The sequence below is a fragment of the Pseudomonas sp. PP3 genome, from assembly GCF_905336995.1.
Taxonomy (GTDB): Bacteria; Pseudomonadota; Gammaproteobacteria; order Pseudomonadales; family Pseudomonadaceae; genus Aquipseudomonas; species Aquipseudomonas reinekei.
On sequence record NZ_HG995459.1, the window covers coordinates 3,149,904 to 3,165,700 of the forward strand.

Here is a 15,797-nt window from a genome sequence, read left to right on the forward strand (position 1 = left end):
ATCGAAGAGCCGGTGAAAGTGATACCCGGCCATTTCAATAAAGTGCGTTTCCAGTGATTGTTCAAACCGCGGTTTGATTCAACTTATGTCCATGATTTGAAAGGTAATAAATCCTACTGGGCGGGGTGAAAAAGCGTCGGTTCTATTGACCACCAGCGAGGCAGCAATTGCCTGACCTTGCCCTCGCCGAAGCGGTCATCGATCAACATCACCACCCCTTGATCCTGCTGGGTGCGAATCACTCGGCCCGCGGCCTGCACCACTTTCTGTACGCCGGGATACAGATAGGTGTAGTCGTAGCCCGCCCCGAAAATCGCCGCCATGCGTCGTTTCATTTGTTCATTGACGGGATTGAGTTGTGCCAGCCCAAGTGTGGCGATAAACGCGCCAATCAGGCGTGCACCGGGCAAATCGATGCCTTCGCCAAACGCCCCGCCCAATACGGCAAAGCCAACTCCCTGGCTTTCGGCGGTGAATTGATCGAGAAACTGCTGACGCTGCTCCTCTGCCATCCCGCGCGATTGCGACCACAGATTGATCTGCGGATAGCGCTCGGCCAATAGCTGCGCGACTTGCTGCAAGTAATCGAAACTGCTGAAGAACGCGAGGTAATTGCCGGGTCGCCGGCTGAATTGTTGCGCGATCAGCTCGACGATCGGCGCCAGCGACGCCTGCCGGTGGACGAACCGCGTGGAGATCCGGTTGACGATGTGCACCTGTAACTGGTCGGCGTGAAACGGTGATTCCACGTCAATCCACACAGTGCTTGCCGGCGTTCCCAGCAAATCAGCGTAATAGTGCCGAGGGCTGAGCGTCGCGGAAAACAGCACGGTGCTGCGTGCAGCCGTCAAACGCGGCCCAATGAAGCCGGCGGGCACCACGTTGCGCAGGCAGACCTGCGAAAGGCTTTTTTTGCGATCGAGGTCGCGTTTGTTGATATCGAACAGAAACTGCTCATCGAAGAGCTCGCCCACCCGGCAAAACTGCAGCATCTCGAAATAGAAGCTCTGTAGCGCGCTGTCCAGTCCTTGTGGGTGATCGTTCAGATAGTCGCCGATGCTCGCACTGCACGACGACAACGCCTGCAGCAGCTTGTCCGGTGGCTTGTCATAGGCCTGATAAGCGCCCGCCTGCTGATTGTGCAGGGCATTCCATTCGCGGTTGACCCGTTGCAATGGCTTTTTCAATGCTTCGGGGGCGGTTTTTCTTACGCCATTGAGGGTCGATTGGTCGAGGCTGGCGCTGTACATCTGACGGCCACGCTCCACCAGATTGTGGGCTTCGTCCACCAGCGCCGCGATTTTCCAGTTATTGGCCTGGGCCAGTCCAAACAACAAGGCGCTGAAGTCGAAGTAATAGTTGTAATCGGCGACCACCACGTCGGCCCAGCGGGCCATTTCCTGGCTCAGGTAATACGGGCAAACCCCATGTTCCAGAGCAATCTGGCGCAGTGCACTCTGGTTCAACAGGCTCACTTCACTGGCCGCCTGACGCGCCGCTGGCAAGCGATCGTAGAAACCTTGGGCCAGCGGGCAGGATTCGCCGTGGCAAGCCTTGTCCGGATGCTCGCAGGCTTTGTCCCGAGCGATCATCTCCAGAAACCGCAGGGGCGGCGCATCGGTGCTGTCGAGAATCACCTGCGCGGCGTCGAGTGCCAGTTTGCGTCCCGGTGTTTTAGCGGTGAGGAAAAACACCTTGTCCAGTTGCTGCGGCGCCAGGGCTTTGAGCATCGGGAACAAGGTACCGACGGTTTTGCCGATTCCGGTCGGGGCCTGGGCCATCAGGCAACGGCCGGTACTGACTGCCTTGAACACTGATTCGGCGAGATGACGCTGGCCCGGCCGGAAACCGGCATGGGGAAATTTCAGTTGCTGCGCCGCGCGATTACGCCTTTCGCGATGGAGCATTTCCTGTTCGGCCCAGTGCAAAAACAGCAGGCAATGCTGCTCGAAAAACGCCTGCAGTTGCCCGGCGCTGAAGCACTCGACCAGGCAGGTTTCTTTTTCGCTGACGATGTCGAAGTAGACCAGCGCCAGATTGATCTGCTCAAGCTGCAGTTTCTGGCACATCAGCCAGCCGTAGACCTTTGCTTGCGCCCAATGCAGTTGACGGTGGTTGGCCGGTTGCTTGCTCAAGTCGCCACGGTAGGTTTTGACTTCCTCCAGGCAGTTTTGCGCCGGATCGTAGCCGTCCGCCCTGCCCTTGACCTTCAGGCTTTTGAACAGCCCTTCGAGGGCGACTTCACTTTGGTAGCCCTGGCTGCGCCGGGATGCCACCGTGCGATGGCCGACAATACCTTCCAGCGCCGTTGGCGACGGTGTGAAGCGCAGGTCAAGGTCCCCGACCTTGGCGGTGAACTCACACAGCGCCCGCACGGCAATGCTGTAGCTCAAGCCTCTTGCTCCGCCCATTGCACGTAGCAAACGGCAATCGGCATGCGGTGCTCATGGCAGAATTCCAGCCAGCGCAGCTGGTTATCCTGCAAGCGGTCCCCCGGCCCTTTGACTTCGATCATGCGGTAGGTCTTTTGCTGCGGCCAGAACTGGATCAGGTCGGGCATGCCGGCGCGATTGGCCTTGATGTCGAGCAACAACCGGTGGAACCAGTGCTTGAGATGCTCTGCCGGCAAACAGTCGAGCGCCTGCTCGAGCAACGCCTCGTTGAGCACGCCCCAGAATACGAACGGCGACTGCACGCCCCATTTATCGATAAAGCGTTCACGGATGGTCTGCCGATAACGACCGTCGTCGAGTTCTGCCAGGCATGCCTGGAACAGATCTGCCCGACGCTCATGGAAATCCTCGTTGAGCAGATCCACCGGTCCACGCTGGAACGGGTGGAAAAAGGCGCCGGGCAACGGCGCGAAAATCGCAGGCCAGCACAACAGGCCGAACAACGAGTTGATCAACGTGTTTTCGACGTAATGGACCGGTGCCTCGTCTTCCGAGAGATGGGCCTGGACGTACTGCTCGACCGATAACTCCAGGTCGCTGCGCGGCAAGTGCAAGTCAAGGCGCAGCATTTCCCGGGGCGATGGGCGTTTCATCGGCGGCCCGCCGAGCTTGCGCCGCAGCCTTGGCAGCATCCGCATCAGCACTTGTCGTTCGGCGGCACTTTCTGGCGTTTGTTCGGCCTGGATGGCCAGTTCCAGCGCCAATTCAAATTCACTGCAGCGCTCCAGCACGCGGATTAACCGCAGTCTCGCGCCGGGATATTTGCACTGGCGATAAAGCGCCAGCGCAGACGCGAAATCGGCGATGCGTTCGCAATGCTGGGCGATCTGGAACAGCAGTTTGTCCCGGCGCCTTTGCAGCCATGGATTGCTCAATGTCAGCCCGTTGACCAGCCCGACCACATCGGCCAGCGCCTCACCGGCCTCGAACAGTTGCTGGCATTGGTGCAGGAACATGCAGGCGTCCACGTCCTCACGGCTGCGCAGGCCTCGGGATTCGGCGCAGAAATCGACTTTTTCGTAGGTAAAGATGCCGAGGTCCGCCAGCACGAACTCCGACCAGTCCTGGTAAAGGTTGCCGAAAAACATCAAGCGCAGGCGATCGCACAGGCCCATGATGGTCAGGCTGAGCAAGCGGTCGTTGAGCGCCGGGCTCCACTGGTTGAAACTACGCGCCTCGGGGAATTGCTCACTCAGTACCGGCAGCCAGTCGGTCTTTTTCCCTTTGGGTTGATCGATGGCCGAGCCCAGGCACTGGAGAATCTCGGCCTTGAGCAGCACCTCGAACAGTTCCTCCAGCGTCAGAGGCATCTGTTCATCAACCCACCCCAGGACCAGCAACGGACTGGCAGCGATGGCGATGTCGCCGATCTCGGTGTAATGCAGTTTGCCAGCCCTGAAGTGAATACCCTTGCGCATGATCATGCGGACCAGTAATGCCCGGGACTCGCGTGGCAAGCCTTTGAAGTCGCGAATGAAGCATTGCTCCTCGTCGCTCAGCACGTCTGCATAACGATGCTCAAGCCAATCAATGACTTGCATGAAGTTATTCAAGTAATAGAACGGATCGTCGAGGGGATTTGCAGTCACAGGAAATAAAGGCCATGGCAAGCGAGTACTGGTTATGCGTACAGATACCAGCAACTACCCGCCTGGCGCAAACGGAAAAGGATAAGCGGCGGCGCTGACAGGTTATTTTTTTGGGCGCGCAGAACTTTCCGCCGATCCATGGAACCAACCGCGTTACAGGTGCTGTCGTGCGCAACCGTCGCAGCTTTTTTTTGATTAAGAGGTGGTTATGAATATCAAGACTCTGGGATTGCCCCTGGCAGCAGCAGCCTTTCTGGCCCTCGCCGGTTGCTCGACGCCAACCGTGGTAACCCTGCAGAACGGCACCCAGTATTTGACCAAGGACATGCCGAAAACCAAGACCAAGGATGGCTTCTACGAGTTCGAGGATATTTCCGGGGCGAAGGTCAAGGTCAAGGCTGACGAAGTGGCGACCGTTCGCGAGGAAGACTGAAGACCGAGTTTTCGTTCATCGCGAGCAGTCTCGCTCCGCAAGGTTTTTCAATTCCAGGGGGGAGACTGCTCGCGAGGGGACCTTGATAGTCGCTACCGTCAGACCTGATCAGCTACCGGTACGAATCTTGTTCCAGACCCGCGTCCGAATCCGGTCGATGTTCAGTGGCATGGCTTCCAGGGCGAACAATTTGCCCATCATTTCCGGACTCGGGTAGACCTTGGTGTCGTTCTTGATGGCTGGGTCGATCAGGCTGTCTGCCTGTTCGTTGCCGTTGGCGTAATGCACGTAATTGCTGATGCTGGCCATGACGTCCGGGCGCAGCAGGTAGTTCATGAAGGCGTAACCGGCCTTCTCGTCCGGCGCATCGACAGGCATGGCGACCATGTCGAACCAGATCGCAGCGCCTTCCTTGGGAATCGAGTACCCGATGTCGATGCCATTCTTGGCTTCCTTGGCGCGGTTTTCCGCCTGCAGGATGTCGCCGGAGAAGCCGACAGCCACGCAGATATCACCGTTGGCCAGGTCGCTGGTGTACTTGGACGAATGGAAGTAGCTGATATAAGGCCGGACCTTCATCAGCAAGGCCTCGGCCTTTTTATAGTCGTCCGGGTTTTTACTGTGATGCGGCAGGCCCAGGTAATTCAGCGCCGCGGGTAACAATTCGGGGCCGTTGTCGAGGATGGCGACGCCGCACTTTTGCAGCTTTTGCATGTTTTCCGGCTTGAAGATCAAGTCCCAGGAATCCACCGGCGCGTTATCACCCAGTACTGCTTTGACTTTGGCAATGTTGTAGCCAATGCCGGTGCTGCCCCACAGGTACGGGAAGCCGTGCTCGTTGCCCGGATCGTTGGTTTGCAGGGCCTTGAGCAGCACCGGATTGAGGTTCTTCCAGTTCGGCAGCTGGGACTTGTCGAGTTTCTTCAGCGCCCCGCCTTCGATCTGCCGCGCCATGAAGTGGTTGGACGGAAACACCACGTCGTAACCGGATTTGCCGGTCATCAGCTTGCCATCGAGGGTTTCGTTGCTGTCGTAGACGTCGTAGGTGAAGTCGATGCCGGTTTCTTTCTGGAAGTTTTTCGTGGTGTCCGGCGCGATGTAGTCCGACCAGTTATAGATTTTGACGGTCTCAGCCGCCTGGCTGATGGCGGCGACCAGCATCAGCGGGGCCAGTGTCAGTGTCTTTCGGATCATGAGTCGATTCCTGTAGGGGTTGTTTTTGTTGGCAGGCAATCAAGGGATCAAAAAATCAAAACGTAAGTCTTTCGCACGGTTTCCTGGATGTCCCAGATGCCGAGGCTGTTGGCTGGCAACATCAGTGCGTCCCCCGCTTCTATGTGCAGGGTTTCGCCATCGTCCGGGGTGAAGGTGCAGCGCCCCTGGATGAAGTGACAGAACTCCTGGGCGACGATCTGCCGCCGCCAGCGACCGGGGGTGCATTCCCAGACGCCGGTTTCGACGCCGTCGTCGCGCTCGACACTGGTGGTCGAAGCCACAGCCACCGGCGTACCGAGTGGCACGGCGACCGGGTTCGACTCTTCCAGCTTCAGATTTGCGGTGTTTTTGAATTGCGTGATGCTCATGGGAATACCTGTGGTTGTGAAACGCGCCGTTTACTGCATGAAACCTTCCATGAACCCCGCCACCCCGCTGGCAAGTTTGCGCCGCCAAGGGGCAGTGGCCGGGTTGGCGAGGGTCTGGTCTTCGTGGACAAAGCTGCGGATGATCGCGTTGTAACCGAGCCAGCGGCAGGGTTCGGGCTCCCAGGCCCGCAGTGCATCGAGACCGCCTTGGGCAATGACCCACGGCTGATGCACCCGCTCGGTATCGCGTTGCAGGATCAGGTCGGCCAGGGTCCGTCCGCCCAGGTTGCTGGCGCCGACGCCCTCCCCGCCATAACCGCCGGACAGGGCGATGCCACTGGCCCGGTCGCACAGCATGTGCGGCTTGAAGCGTCGGGACATGCCAAGGTTGCCGCCCCAGCCGTGGGTGATTTGTACGTTCTTCAGTTGCGGGAACAATTCACCGAACAGATAGCGCCGCAGCTCGATTTCGCTGCGCGTCAGGTCGAAGTCATGGCGCAACTGGCCGGCAAACTGATAACCGCCCCGGGCGCCAAAGATCAGCCGGTTGTCCGCGGTGCGCTGGCCGTACGTGACCTGGCGGCTGCTTTCACTGAACGCCTGGCCACGACTCAGGCCGATTTCGTCCCAAGTGGCGGCGGACAGGGGTTCGGTGGCGACGATCAGGCTTTGCACCGGTAACTGATAACGTCCCAACGGTGGCAGCGTCACCGAGTAGCCTTCTACCGCCGGCACAATCCAACGGCTGCGCACCGAGGCTTTCGCCGTGCGCAGGCTGCCAGACTGCCATTGGGTCACCGCGCTGTTCTCATAGATGCGCACGCCCATGCGCTCCACCGTCCGCGCCAACCCGCGTACCAGTTTGGCGGGGTGAATGGTCGCCACGTGGGGGGCGTAAATGCCGCCGAAGGGTCTTGCGACCCGGATCTGCTGCGCCAATTGCTCCGGGCTGAGCCAGCGGTAATCGCTTTCGTTGAGCCCTTGCTTGTAGAGCTTGTCCAGATACTGGCGCAGGCTGGCTTCCTGCTCCGGATAGCGGGCAGCGCAGTACAGCGCGCCCCCTTTGCGGTAATCGCAGTCGATGCCTTCACGCTCCAGGACAATCTCTACTTCATCCGGAATGGCGTGCAACAGATCGTAAGAGGCCCGTCGTTGCTCGGGTGACAGGCCAGCCAGAAGCCGATCCTCGCCCAGCAAATTGCCCATCAACCAGCCGCCATTGCGACCCGATGCGCCAAATCCGGCGGTTTGCGCCTCGATGATGGCGATGTTCAGGTCAGGGGCCTGACGCTTGAGGTAATACGCCGTCCACAGGCCGGTGTACCCGGCACCGATGATCGCGACGTCGATGTCCAGATCCTGTTCCAGTGCCGGACGCGCCAGCAACGGCTCGTCGAGTTGGTCCATCCACAAACTGATAGTGCGCCACGCCGGCATGCAAGACTCCGCCAATCAAACTTCGTTGGCGCTGATCCTAGTGCGAGGGCTCAGGCGTTGTCTTGCGCGCGTGCACGCAAAGAAATTTGTTTGGCGTAGGCCTTGGGCGACTGCCCGGTGTGTTGGCGGAAACAGCTGTAGAACGCCGACAGCGAATTGAATCCGGCAGCGAACGCCAGTTCATCGATGCGCAGCGGCGGCGCAGCCTGGTCCAGGGCTGCGAGCAGGTGTTGCAGGCGCGCCTGGTTCACGTAGCGATAGAAGCTCTGCCCCAGCACCTGATTGAGCAAGTAGGAAATCTGGTTGCGGCTGTAGCCACACTCCTTCGCCACCCGTTGCAGGTCGAGCTCAGGGTCGAGATAGGGTTGCTGGCGCTGGAAATACTGTTGCAGGTCATCGGCCATGAAACTCAACTGGCGCGGTGACAAGCCGAGTCGACTGACCGCCGGCCGCTGAGTGCCGCTGCTTTTACTGCTGGGTTGCTCATGCACCAGCGAGGCATATTCGTTGACCCGCCAGATCAGCCCGTCCTTGACGGTGATCGCTTCACTGGCACGAAACGACACCAGCCCCTCGCCGCCGCGCAGGGTGATGCGGTACTGAATGAACGCCGTGTTGCCATCCAGGCGGATGCGGTCCGAATGCTCCAGCGCTTCGTCCGGATCGCGGGGCATGCTGCTGCGCACGTACTCGCGCAACTGTTCAAGGCCCATGACGCGGTTCTGGAAAAAGTCGTTGTACTGGACATCGGGGTGATACAGCGCCATGACGCCCTCCAGATCCCGGTGTTTCCAGCGCAAGTGATAACGCATGACCGTCTCGCCCGTGGCCTGGGTTTGCTGCGGGCCATCATCCTCGGCGTGCATAAAGGTCTCGACGTGAAAAAGCCGAGCTTGCCCAACTTCGGCTGGTGCATCAATGACTAAACAAACCGCGCCGGCATTTCGAAAACGTTTGCGCAGCCGGGTGTGAATAAAAAATGAGAAGCAATCGCCAAATGGCCTGAAAATTACACATTATTTTCACATCAAGCTGCTACTTTTAAGGTCTGTCATCGGTTGAGCCATTGAAGGCTCTTCCCTCCTAACGTGAGCTAACGGAAGCGCTCGATGAAGAAGGCGGGCAACACATGAATAAAGGGTTCAGTAAAGTCACCTTTCCAAACGCCTGCCAGCTGATGCGCTGGCATTTTCATCCCATGGGTTTCGAGGCGAGCATGGATGCGCCGGGTAGCATGATCGCCCGTTTGTTTGATCGAGCCACTGGCGAAACCATGATCGCCATTGCCGGTATCCCCTGTGCGACGGTGATGAATGCCGCCGATGTGGAACGAATAATCGAAGCCGTGGAGGATGAGCTTGAGGCATTCATTCCCCCGGTGGCCCTCAGGAGTTATGCCTGAAGGTAGCCTGAAGGTAGATAGTCATGAAAAAGCCCACTTGATGTGGGCTTTTTGTTGGGTGAATCAAAGGGTCGCAGCCTTCCCTTGGCGATGATCGACAAAGAAGGGCTTGCCCTTACCGATCCGGTCCGAAGCCTTCGGCATATTCACCGCCTGGGTATCCTGCCCATCGACATACCAATAGCAATGGCTCACTGCCCGGGTAATGCCCACGTAAGCCAGGCGCAGGATTTCGTCTTTCTGCGCATTGTCGTACGGTTCGCTGTCGCCAGCCTTGCCCAGGCCCGCCATGCGGTACACCTGATTCTTGTAGGGCGAACTGGTCAAGTGCTGGCAATCGCCGAGCAGGAACACCGCGTCGGCCTGCAGCCCCTTGGCGCTGTGATAGGTTAGCTGTTTCAAGCGCCTGGCTTCATACGGCAAGCTAGAATCAACATTAACTACCGATTGAATATGCTCCTCAATCAATGACTTATCGCTACTTTTTCGATAGAGCATCAAGATTGAATCGCCTTTTCGGTAATGCTCCATCAGCCTTTGCGCCATGCCTTGGTCATCCCGGTCCAGTACGTTGACCGGCAGTAACGGCTTCGACTCACCACTGGCCTTGGCCTTCTTGCCGGGGATCGCCGGCGCGGCACGCACGATGTGTTCGGCGGCGTCGATGATGTGTTGATGACTGCGGTAGTTATCGCTGAGCATGACTTTGGTGGTGCTCGGTGACGAAAACTCCTTGTTGAACTCCATGAAGTAACTCGGCGAACTGCCCCGCCATCCGTAGATCGACTGCCAGTCGTCCCCTACGCAAAGCAATGACGAGCGTTGCGCGCCACGCCCGACGTGCATGGCCGGGCCGCGACTGCGTATTTCCGTCAGGCTGGCGCGGATCCACGAGACGATCTGCGGTGATACGTCCTGGAATTCGTCGATCATCAAATGCGACAGTGGCCGCAGCAGTTCATCACTGAGCAACTTGAGGTTTTCTGGCGAGTGCTCGCTGAACAGGGCGAACATCCGGTTGTACGTCATGATCGGTGGCTTCTGGTCGAGCAAGTGATCTTCCAGCGCTCGCCAGTACAGGCTCAAGGCTTCGAAGAAGAACCGGTCCGGGTCGTCCTTGCCAAAACTCATCTGGCCCACGGCGGTCGGTACATCCAGGCCGAGGTTCTCGATAAACCCGGCGGCGGCGACGAAACAGTCGAGCAACGGTGCGGAGGCGAGTTCACCCTTGACCTTGTAATCGAAGCCCGGCCCGGCACTCGCATCCCCTGCCAGCGAAGCCAGAACACGCTTTGACGACTCGTAACTATCCAGCCATATCAATGGCTTACGACAGAAAGCTTGAAACAGGGTGCGTTTTACCGCCCATTCCGCGCGCACGCTCAATTTGGCATTGGGACGCGTCACCTGCGGGTTTTCCCGGGGATCAAAGCCCAGCACCACCCAGGCGTCCAGCGACGGAATATAGCCGTGGCAATGGAACGTCGACCCATTGATATCAAACGTCTGACGATTAGGCTCTATCCCCTTGATCGGCCAGGCTTTGGCTCGCAACCACAAGTCCTCGATCGTGTCGCACAGTTCCTCATCACGCTTGGCGGCCAACTCGGTCACCGCCACGCGTTTCTGCACATCCGGGTGATCGCGCTCCAGTTCCTTGAGTTGCAAGGCATGGCGCGATAATGGCTTGATCAGCTCGCGAAAGCGTTCGTCGCGGGTGTGCAACGCGTGATAACAGGCATTGAGTTGCTGGCGCTGGGCATCGTTGATGCGCAGGTCGAAGGGATTGCTGTCCACCTCTTCGTCGGTGCCTTGAGCTCTGTGGCTGAGGTTCTCGAAGGCTTGCAAACGCTCAAAACCCGGCAGGCTGCGCACCAAGGGCAGGATTCGCGAGTGGAAGGTTCGCACCAGGTCACGGGCTTCCTTGAAGCTGAGCGCACGCCCCCAGAGCGCGAACAACTCGATCAGTTTATTGATGAAGTCTTTGCGCGATTCGCGGGTGAAGGTCACCACCGTCATCGAACTCAGCTCGAACCCCAGGTACTGCGTCAGCAACACAATGCGTAGCACCAGCGTTGTCGACTTGCCCGCACCGGCGCCGGCAATCACCGATGTAGACGGCGTATCACTGAAAATCATCTTCCATTGCGCAGTGCTCGGTTGAGCGTGCGGCGGCAGGAGTCGGGCAACGTCGGCCTTCATGCGCTTTTTAAGCTCGGCGGTCAGCGGCAAGCGCCAATCATCGAACAAGTGGTCATCAATGTTGGGCGGCCGATGCTCGGTGCTTCGCGAGTCACGTATCAGCAACACCTGACGGCCTTCTTCCAGCCCTTCCAGCTTGCCTTCCTTGTAGCCGTAATCCACCCCGGCACTGTGTCCGCTGCGGAAACCGTCCGCCTGGCCGTGCAGCCAGGACGCGCGGTGCTGTGCGCGCAAGCGGGTCAAGCCATGGCCAAAAAACCGGGCGGCCAGGCGTTTGAGCAGCGGCATCTCGGCCAGAGGACGAAGTTCAGGTGGAAGATCGGGGGTGTGTTGCGCCACGCGGACGGACTCCAGGGTCTGAGACTGTTGAGGGCTATGGTGTCTGCATTTGCCGTTGAGTTCTAGTCAAATGCTTATGAGTCATTGGCTTATGCGATGAAGTGAAGGCTGTATGAGAACGTTTTAGCGGTTTTCATATCAAGCCTTTCGATTGTTATGAGGCATTTTTTACGCTTTTTATCGATGGTTGCCTGCTGGATGATGACCGTCATCAACCACCGGTCTCGCTTCATGGCTCGCGCATCAAGCGCCATGACGAACCTTTCAGGAGACGATCATGCTTGAACTCAGGCCTTTCAACTCGCTGGGCGGCGCCCACCACGGCTGGCTGGATGCCCATCATCACTTTTCGTTCGCCGAGTACTATGACCCCAAACGCATGAACTGGGGCAACCTGCGGGTATGGAACGACGACGTGATCGCCCCCGGCACCGGATTCCCCCAGCATCCGCACCGGGACATGGAGATCATCACTTACGTACGTGAAGGCGCGATTACTCATCAGGACAACCTGGGCAACAAGGGTCGCACTGAAGCCGGTGACGTTCAGGTCATGAGCGCAGGCACCGGAATCGCCCACAGCGAATACAACCTGGAAGCGACGCCGACCAAGATTTTCCAGATCTGGATCATTCCCAATGAATCCGGCCTGGCACCGTCCTGGGGCGCCAAGCCGTTCCCCGCTGGCCAGCGCGAAGGTTTCGTCACCCTGGCCAGCGGCAAGGCCGGCGATGATCAAAGCCTGCGTATTCGCGCCGATGCGCGGCTGGTGGCAGCGAACCTGAAGGCCGGCGAAACGGCTGAATACCAACTGGACAGCGGCCGTCGCGCGTACCTGGTTCCGGCCACTGGCGTCATTGACGTCAATGGCTTGCGTGCACAAGCTCGCGACGGTGTTGCGGTTGCCGATGAACAGGTATTGCGGGTAACGGCGATCGAGGACAGCGAAATCGTGTTGGTGGATCTGGCTTGATTGATAACTGCGGGGCAAAAAAAGAGGCGACCCATTCTGGTCGCCCCTTTTCTGTGCTGCACGCAATCTGTAGGAGCCGGCTTGTTGGCGATGGTCGTTAATGATGACGCCCAGCACCTGACCAAACGCGGGCCACCTATCGCCAGCAAGCCGGCTCCTACAGTTATTTAGTGGAGATGGCGCCATCCACCAATGTCTGCGCTTCGGCCACCAACTGCTTGAGGTGATCGTCGCTGACAAAGCTTTCCGCATAGATTTTGTAGATGTCTTCGGTACCCGACGGACGCGCCGCGAACCAGCCGTTCTCGGTCATGACCTTCAAGCCGCCGATCGCCTGGTCGTTACCTGGCGCGTGGCTGAGAATGCTCTGGATTGCCTCGCCTGCCAGTTCGGTCGAAGTAACCTGTGCCGGCGACAGCTTGCTCAGCAGGGCTTTCTGCTCCGGGTTGGCCTTGGCGTCGACGCGCACCGAGAACGGCTCGCCCAGCTCATCGGTCAACGCACGATAGGCCTGGCTTGGATCGCGGCCGGTGCGAGCGGTCATCTCGGCGGCCAACAATGCCGGGATCAACCCGTCCTTGTCGGTACTCCAGACGCCACCGTCCTTGCGCAGGAACGATGCGCCGGCGCTCTCTTCGCCACCAAAGCCCAACGAACCATCGAACAGGCCATCGGCAAACCACTTGAAGCCGACCGGCACTTCGTACAGGCGACGACCCAGGCGCTTGGCCACACGATCGATCAGGCCGCTGCTGACCACGGTTTTGCCGACGGCGGCATCGGCGCGCCACTGCGGACGGTTCTGGAACAGGTAATCAATGGACACCGCGAGGTAGTTGTTCGGCGCCAGCAAGCCACCGGACGGCGTAACGATGCCGTGACGATCGTGATCAGGGTCGCAGGCGAATGCCACGTCGTAGCGTTCCTTGAGGCCGATAAGGCCCTGCATGGCGTGGGTCGACGACGGGTCCATACGAATCTGGCCATCCCAGTCGACGGTCATGAAGCGGAAAGTCGGGTCGACCTCTTTGTTCACTACGTCCAGGTCCAGGCGGTAATGTTCGGCAATCGCCGACCAGTAGCGCACCCCTGCTCCGCCCAACGGATCAACGCCCAGACGCAGCTTGGCATCGCGAATCGCGTCAAAATCGATGACGTTGATCAGGTCGGCAACGTAGGTGTTCAGATAATCGTGACGATGGGTGGTGCTGGCCTTCAGCGCTTGTTCATAGCTGATGCGCTTGACGCCGGCGAGCTTGTTGCCCAGCAGTTCGTTGGCCTTGGCTTCGATCCACTTGGTGATGTGGGTATCGGCCGGACCGCCGTTGGTTGGGTTGTATTTGTAGCCACCGCTTTGCGGCGGGTTATGGGACGGCGTGATGACGATGCCGTCGGCCAGGCCCGTGGTGCGCCCGCGGTTGTAGCAGAGAATCGCGTGGGAAATTGCCGGCGTCGGGGTGTACTCGTCGCCTTCGGCAATCATCACGTTCACGCCATTGGCGGCCAGCACTTCCAGGGCGCTGGCGCCGGCTGGAGTGGACAGCGCATGGGTGTCGATGCCGACGAACAGCGGGCCGTCGATGCCCTGGGCTTCGCGATACAGACAGATGGCCTGGCTAATGGCCAGAACGTGCCATTCGTTGAAACTCAGGTCGAAGGAGCTGCCTCGGTGCCCTGACGTACCGAACGCCACGCGCTGGGTCGAAATGGCGGCATCTGGCTGGCCGGTGTAATACGCCGTAACCAGTCGCGGGATGTCGACCAACAATTCTGCCGGTGCCGGTTTGCCCGCATATTGACTGAGTGTCATGCAAAACCTCTGGAATAGAAGGGTTCAGGAGTTGGAACGCAGTTTACTGGCAGTTTGACCGCCGCGCGACGTTATCGATCCCGTCCCAGGCCCAAGCACAACGTTATAAAAGTCGAGCATTGCGCCAGACAGAGAGCGGCACTCACTCGACCGCCTCCAAACGCAGCGCATCCGCCAGCAGCCCGAGGGCGTTCGCCAGATCCTGTTCAGCGCCGACGCTATGACTCAAACGCAGGTGTTGAGCATGTAAACCCTGAAGACTGAACAGTTCTCCCGGCGCGATGACCACTTGCTGCTTGAGCAGGCGCTGAAACACGTTGCGTACGTTGACCCGTCGCAACGGGCGTACCCAGATGGTTCCACCCCCTTGTGGCTCGACGAAATGCAAGGCATCGGACAGCCGCTCTTGCAGTAACTGAATCATCTGCACCTTGCCGTCCTTGAGACGACGCCGCAGCAATTGCAGGTGTTGGTCGATGCGTCCGTTGCTGTACAAGCGGGCAATGGCTTTCTGGCGAATGGCAGACAAACGAAACGCGCGCAGCAGAAAATGTCGCTGCAACTCCATGCTCATGTGGCGCGAAAGCAGGTAACCAAAGGGCGCTTCCGGCCCCATGATTTTTTCGAACGTGGAAAACACGATCAGACGTTCCGGTGTCAGCAGCTCCCGGAATCTTGGCCCAACGGGTTCGAATTCAAGTTCGCCATAGCAGTCGTTCTCCAGGACCCAGCAGTCATGCCCCTTCAACAGCTTCGCGATGGCCTCACGATTGTCATCCGGCGCCTGGCTGCCCCTGGGCATATTCAGGCCGGATGAAACCATCACCAGGCGTACGGACTCGATTTCCAGCAGGTCCTTGAGAAGATCATGGTTCAGGCCGCCATCGGCCATGACCGGCCACTCGATGACCCGAACGCTTGCCGCTTCCAGCAAACGCAGAATCCCCCAGTCGCAGGGTGATTCGACCACGATCGTCTCTTCCTTGAGGTCCAGCACCGCAATCAGAATTTCCAGCACACCCCGCAGGTCCGCCCCGATGTAGATGTCGTCAGCGTGCCAGCAACGTAGCGGCGAAGTGGTGTAGCGCGCGGCCAATGCCATGCGCAGCTCGAGTTCGCCCCAGGGTTGCAAGTGCGCTTGCGGCTGGCGTGGATACTGACGCAGTAACTCTCTTTCCAACAGCAACAGCGGGCTGTCGATAGGCTGCAACATCGCCGGATCGTCGGCACTCAGCACCAGCATGCCGGGGCGGCGCGCGTTGACGTAGAGGCTCTCGAGCAAGTCATTACCGCTGTATAGGGTGTTCGCAGCGGGCACCGGCTTCGCGAAATAGCCGGATTTGGCCACTGAGTACACGCGGCCTTCTTTTTCCAGCAGTGCGTAGGCGTACTGAATGGTCGAGATCGACACATTCAGCCGCTCCGCCAGTTGCCGCAACGAAGGCAGACGTAAACGTGCATCGCTGGATGTTTCGCCGATGAGGTGGGTCAGGTAACGATACACAGCCTGGTATGCGAAGTCGGTTTCACGCGGCCTTTTCATGGGCGACGGCCGCATACGTGGTGACGAAGGATC

12 protein-coding genes are annotated in these 15,797 nt (G+C 58.9%); 3 read left to right on the forward strand and 9 right to left on the reverse strand.

The features are described from left to right. Positions 1-113: 113 nt before the first annotated feature. Both KHO07_RS14355 and KHO07_RS14360 read right to left on the reverse strand, forming a co-directional pair. On the reverse strand, positions 114-2,393 hold the full coding sequence (locus KHO07_RS14355; protein WP_212627557.1) for an ATP-dependent DNA helicase: 2,280 nt from the start codon (positions 2,391-2,393) through the stop codon (positions 114-116). Beyond that, positions 2,390-3,994 carry a VRR-NUC domain-containing protein gene (locus KHO07_RS14360; protein WP_212627635.1) on the reverse strand — a complete coding sequence of 535 codons (1,605 nt, stop codon included), beginning with the start codon at positions 3,992-3,994 and terminating at the stop codon, positions 2,390-2,392. Before KHO07_RS14360 ends, KHO07_RS14355 begins: the two co-directional genes overlap by 4 nt. 256 nt (positions 3,995-4,250) lie before the next feature. Here KHO07_RS14360 and KHO07_RS14365 point away from each other — a divergent pair, with 256 nt between their 5' ends. Next, positions 4,251-4,475 (forward strand): YgdI/YgdR family lipoprotein, encoded by a 225-nt coding sequence (locus tag KHO07_RS14365; RefSeq protein WP_150732884.1) that lies wholly within the window; start codon positions 4,251-4,253, stop codon positions 4,473-4,475. A 108-nt stretch (positions 4,476-4,583) separates the two neighbouring features. Here KHO07_RS14365 and KHO07_RS14370 read toward each other — a convergent pair whose 3' ends face one another. The 4 genes from KHO07_RS14370 to KHO07_RS14385 are packed head-to-tail and all read right to left on the reverse strand — an operon-like array spanning position 4,584 to position 8,361. Further along, positions 4,584-5,669, reverse strand: coding sequence for a polyamine ABC transporter substrate-binding protein (locus KHO07_RS14370; protein ID WP_212627558.1), 1,086 nt, complete (start codon positions 5,667-5,669; stop codon positions 4,584-4,586). 47 nt (positions 5,670-5,716) lie between these two features. Further along, positions 5,717-6,058 (reverse strand): cupin domain-containing protein, encoded by a 342-nt coding sequence (locus KHO07_RS14375; RefSeq protein WP_212627559.1) that lies wholly within the window; start codon positions 6,056-6,058, stop codon positions 5,717-5,719. Between the two features lie 30 nt (positions 6,059-6,088). Continuing rightward, positions 6,089-7,495: an FAD-dependent oxidoreductase gene (locus tag KHO07_RS14380; protein WP_150732881.1), complete on the reverse strand. Its 1,407-nt coding sequence runs from the start codon at positions 7,493-7,495 to the stop codon at positions 6,089-6,091. A 50-nt stretch (positions 7,496-7,545) separates the two neighbouring features. Then, entirely contained in the window at positions 7,546-8,361 is an 816-nt protein-coding gene (locus tag KHO07_RS14385) for a helix-turn-helix domain-containing protein (RefSeq protein WP_150732880.1), read from the reverse strand. A 263-nt stretch (positions 8,362-8,624) separates the two neighbouring features. Between KHO07_RS14385 and KHO07_RS14390 the strand changes: the two genes are divergently transcribed. Then, positions 8,625-8,897 (forward strand): DUF1652 domain-containing protein, encoded by a 273-nt coding sequence (locus tag KHO07_RS14390; protein WP_034148820.1) that lies wholly within the window; start codon positions 8,625-8,627, stop codon positions 8,895-8,897. A 63-nt stretch (positions 8,898-8,960) separates the two neighbouring features. Here the strand turns inward: KHO07_RS14390 and KHO07_RS14395 are convergent, their stop codons facing one another. Further along, entirely contained in the window at positions 8,961-11,438 is a 2,478-nt protein-coding gene (locus tag KHO07_RS14395) for a UvrD-helicase domain-containing protein (RefSeq protein WP_212627560.1), read from the reverse strand. 277 nt (positions 11,439-11,715) lie between these two features. Here KHO07_RS14395 and KHO07_RS14400 point away from each other — a divergent pair, with 277 nt between their 5' ends. Further along, complete coding sequence (locus tag KHO07_RS14400; RefSeq protein ID WP_212627561.1) at positions 11,716-12,411, forward strand: pirin family protein; 696 nt, start codon at positions 11,716-11,718, stop codon at positions 12,409-12,411. A gap of 163 nt (positions 12,412-12,574) precedes the next feature. Here KHO07_RS14400 and pgm read toward each other — a convergent pair whose 3' ends face one another. Both pgm and KHO07_RS14410 read right to left on the reverse strand, forming a co-directional pair. Further along, positions 12,575-14,221, reverse strand: coding sequence for a phosphoglucomutase (alpha-D-glucose-1,6-bisphosphate-dependent) (pgm, locus tag KHO07_RS14405; protein WP_212627562.1), 1,647 nt, complete (start codon positions 14,219-14,221; stop codon positions 12,575-12,577). A 142-nt stretch (positions 14,222-14,363) separates the two neighbouring features. After that, positions 14,364-15,764 (reverse strand): PLP-dependent aminotransferase family protein, encoded by a 1,401-nt coding sequence (locus KHO07_RS14410; protein ID WP_212627563.1) that lies wholly within the window; start codon positions 15,762-15,764, stop codon positions 14,364-14,366. Positions 15,765-15,797: the final 33 nt, after the last annotated feature.

Excerpts from the sequence above, each read along its gene's own strand:
- KHO07_RS14360 (WP_212627635.1), bottom strand. The coding sequence starts at position 3,994 with ATGCAAGTCATTGATTGGCTTGAGCATCGTTATGCAGACGTGCTGAGC.
- KHO07_RS14365 (WP_150732884.1), top strand. The coding sequence starts at position 4,251 with ATGAATATCAAGACTCTGGGATTGCCCCTGGCAGCAGCAGCCTTTCTG.
- KHO07_RS14370 (WP_212627558.1), bottom strand. The coding sequence starts at position 5,669 with ATGATCCGAAAGACACTGACACTGGCCCCGCTGATGCTGGTCGCCGCC.
- KHO07_RS14375 (WP_212627559.1), bottom strand. The coding sequence starts at position 6,058 with ATGAGCATCACGCAATTCAAAAACACCGCAAATCTGAAGCTGGAAGAG.
- KHO07_RS14380 (WP_150732881.1), bottom strand. The coding sequence starts at position 7,495 with ATGCCGGCGTGGCGCACTATCAGTTTGTGGATGGACCAACTCGACGAG.
- KHO07_RS14385 (WP_150732880.1), bottom strand. The coding sequence starts at position 8,361 with ATGCACGCCGAGGATGATGGCCCGCAGCAAACCCAGGCCACGGGCGAG.
- KHO07_RS14390 (WP_034148820.1), top strand. The coding sequence starts at position 8,625 with ATGAATAAAGGGTTCAGTAAAGTCACCTTTCCAAACGCCTGCCAGCTG.
- KHO07_RS14400 (WP_212627561.1), top strand. The coding sequence starts at position 11,716 with ATGCTTGAACTCAGGCCTTTCAACTCGCTGGGCGGCGCCCACCACGGC.
- pgm (WP_212627562.1), bottom strand. The coding sequence starts at position 14,221 with ATGACACTCAGTCAATATGCGGGCAAACCGGCACCGGCAGAATTGTTG.
- KHO07_RS14410 (WP_212627563.1), bottom strand. The coding sequence starts at position 15,764 with ATGAAAAGGCCGCGTGAAACCGACTTCGCATACCAGGCTGTGTATCGT.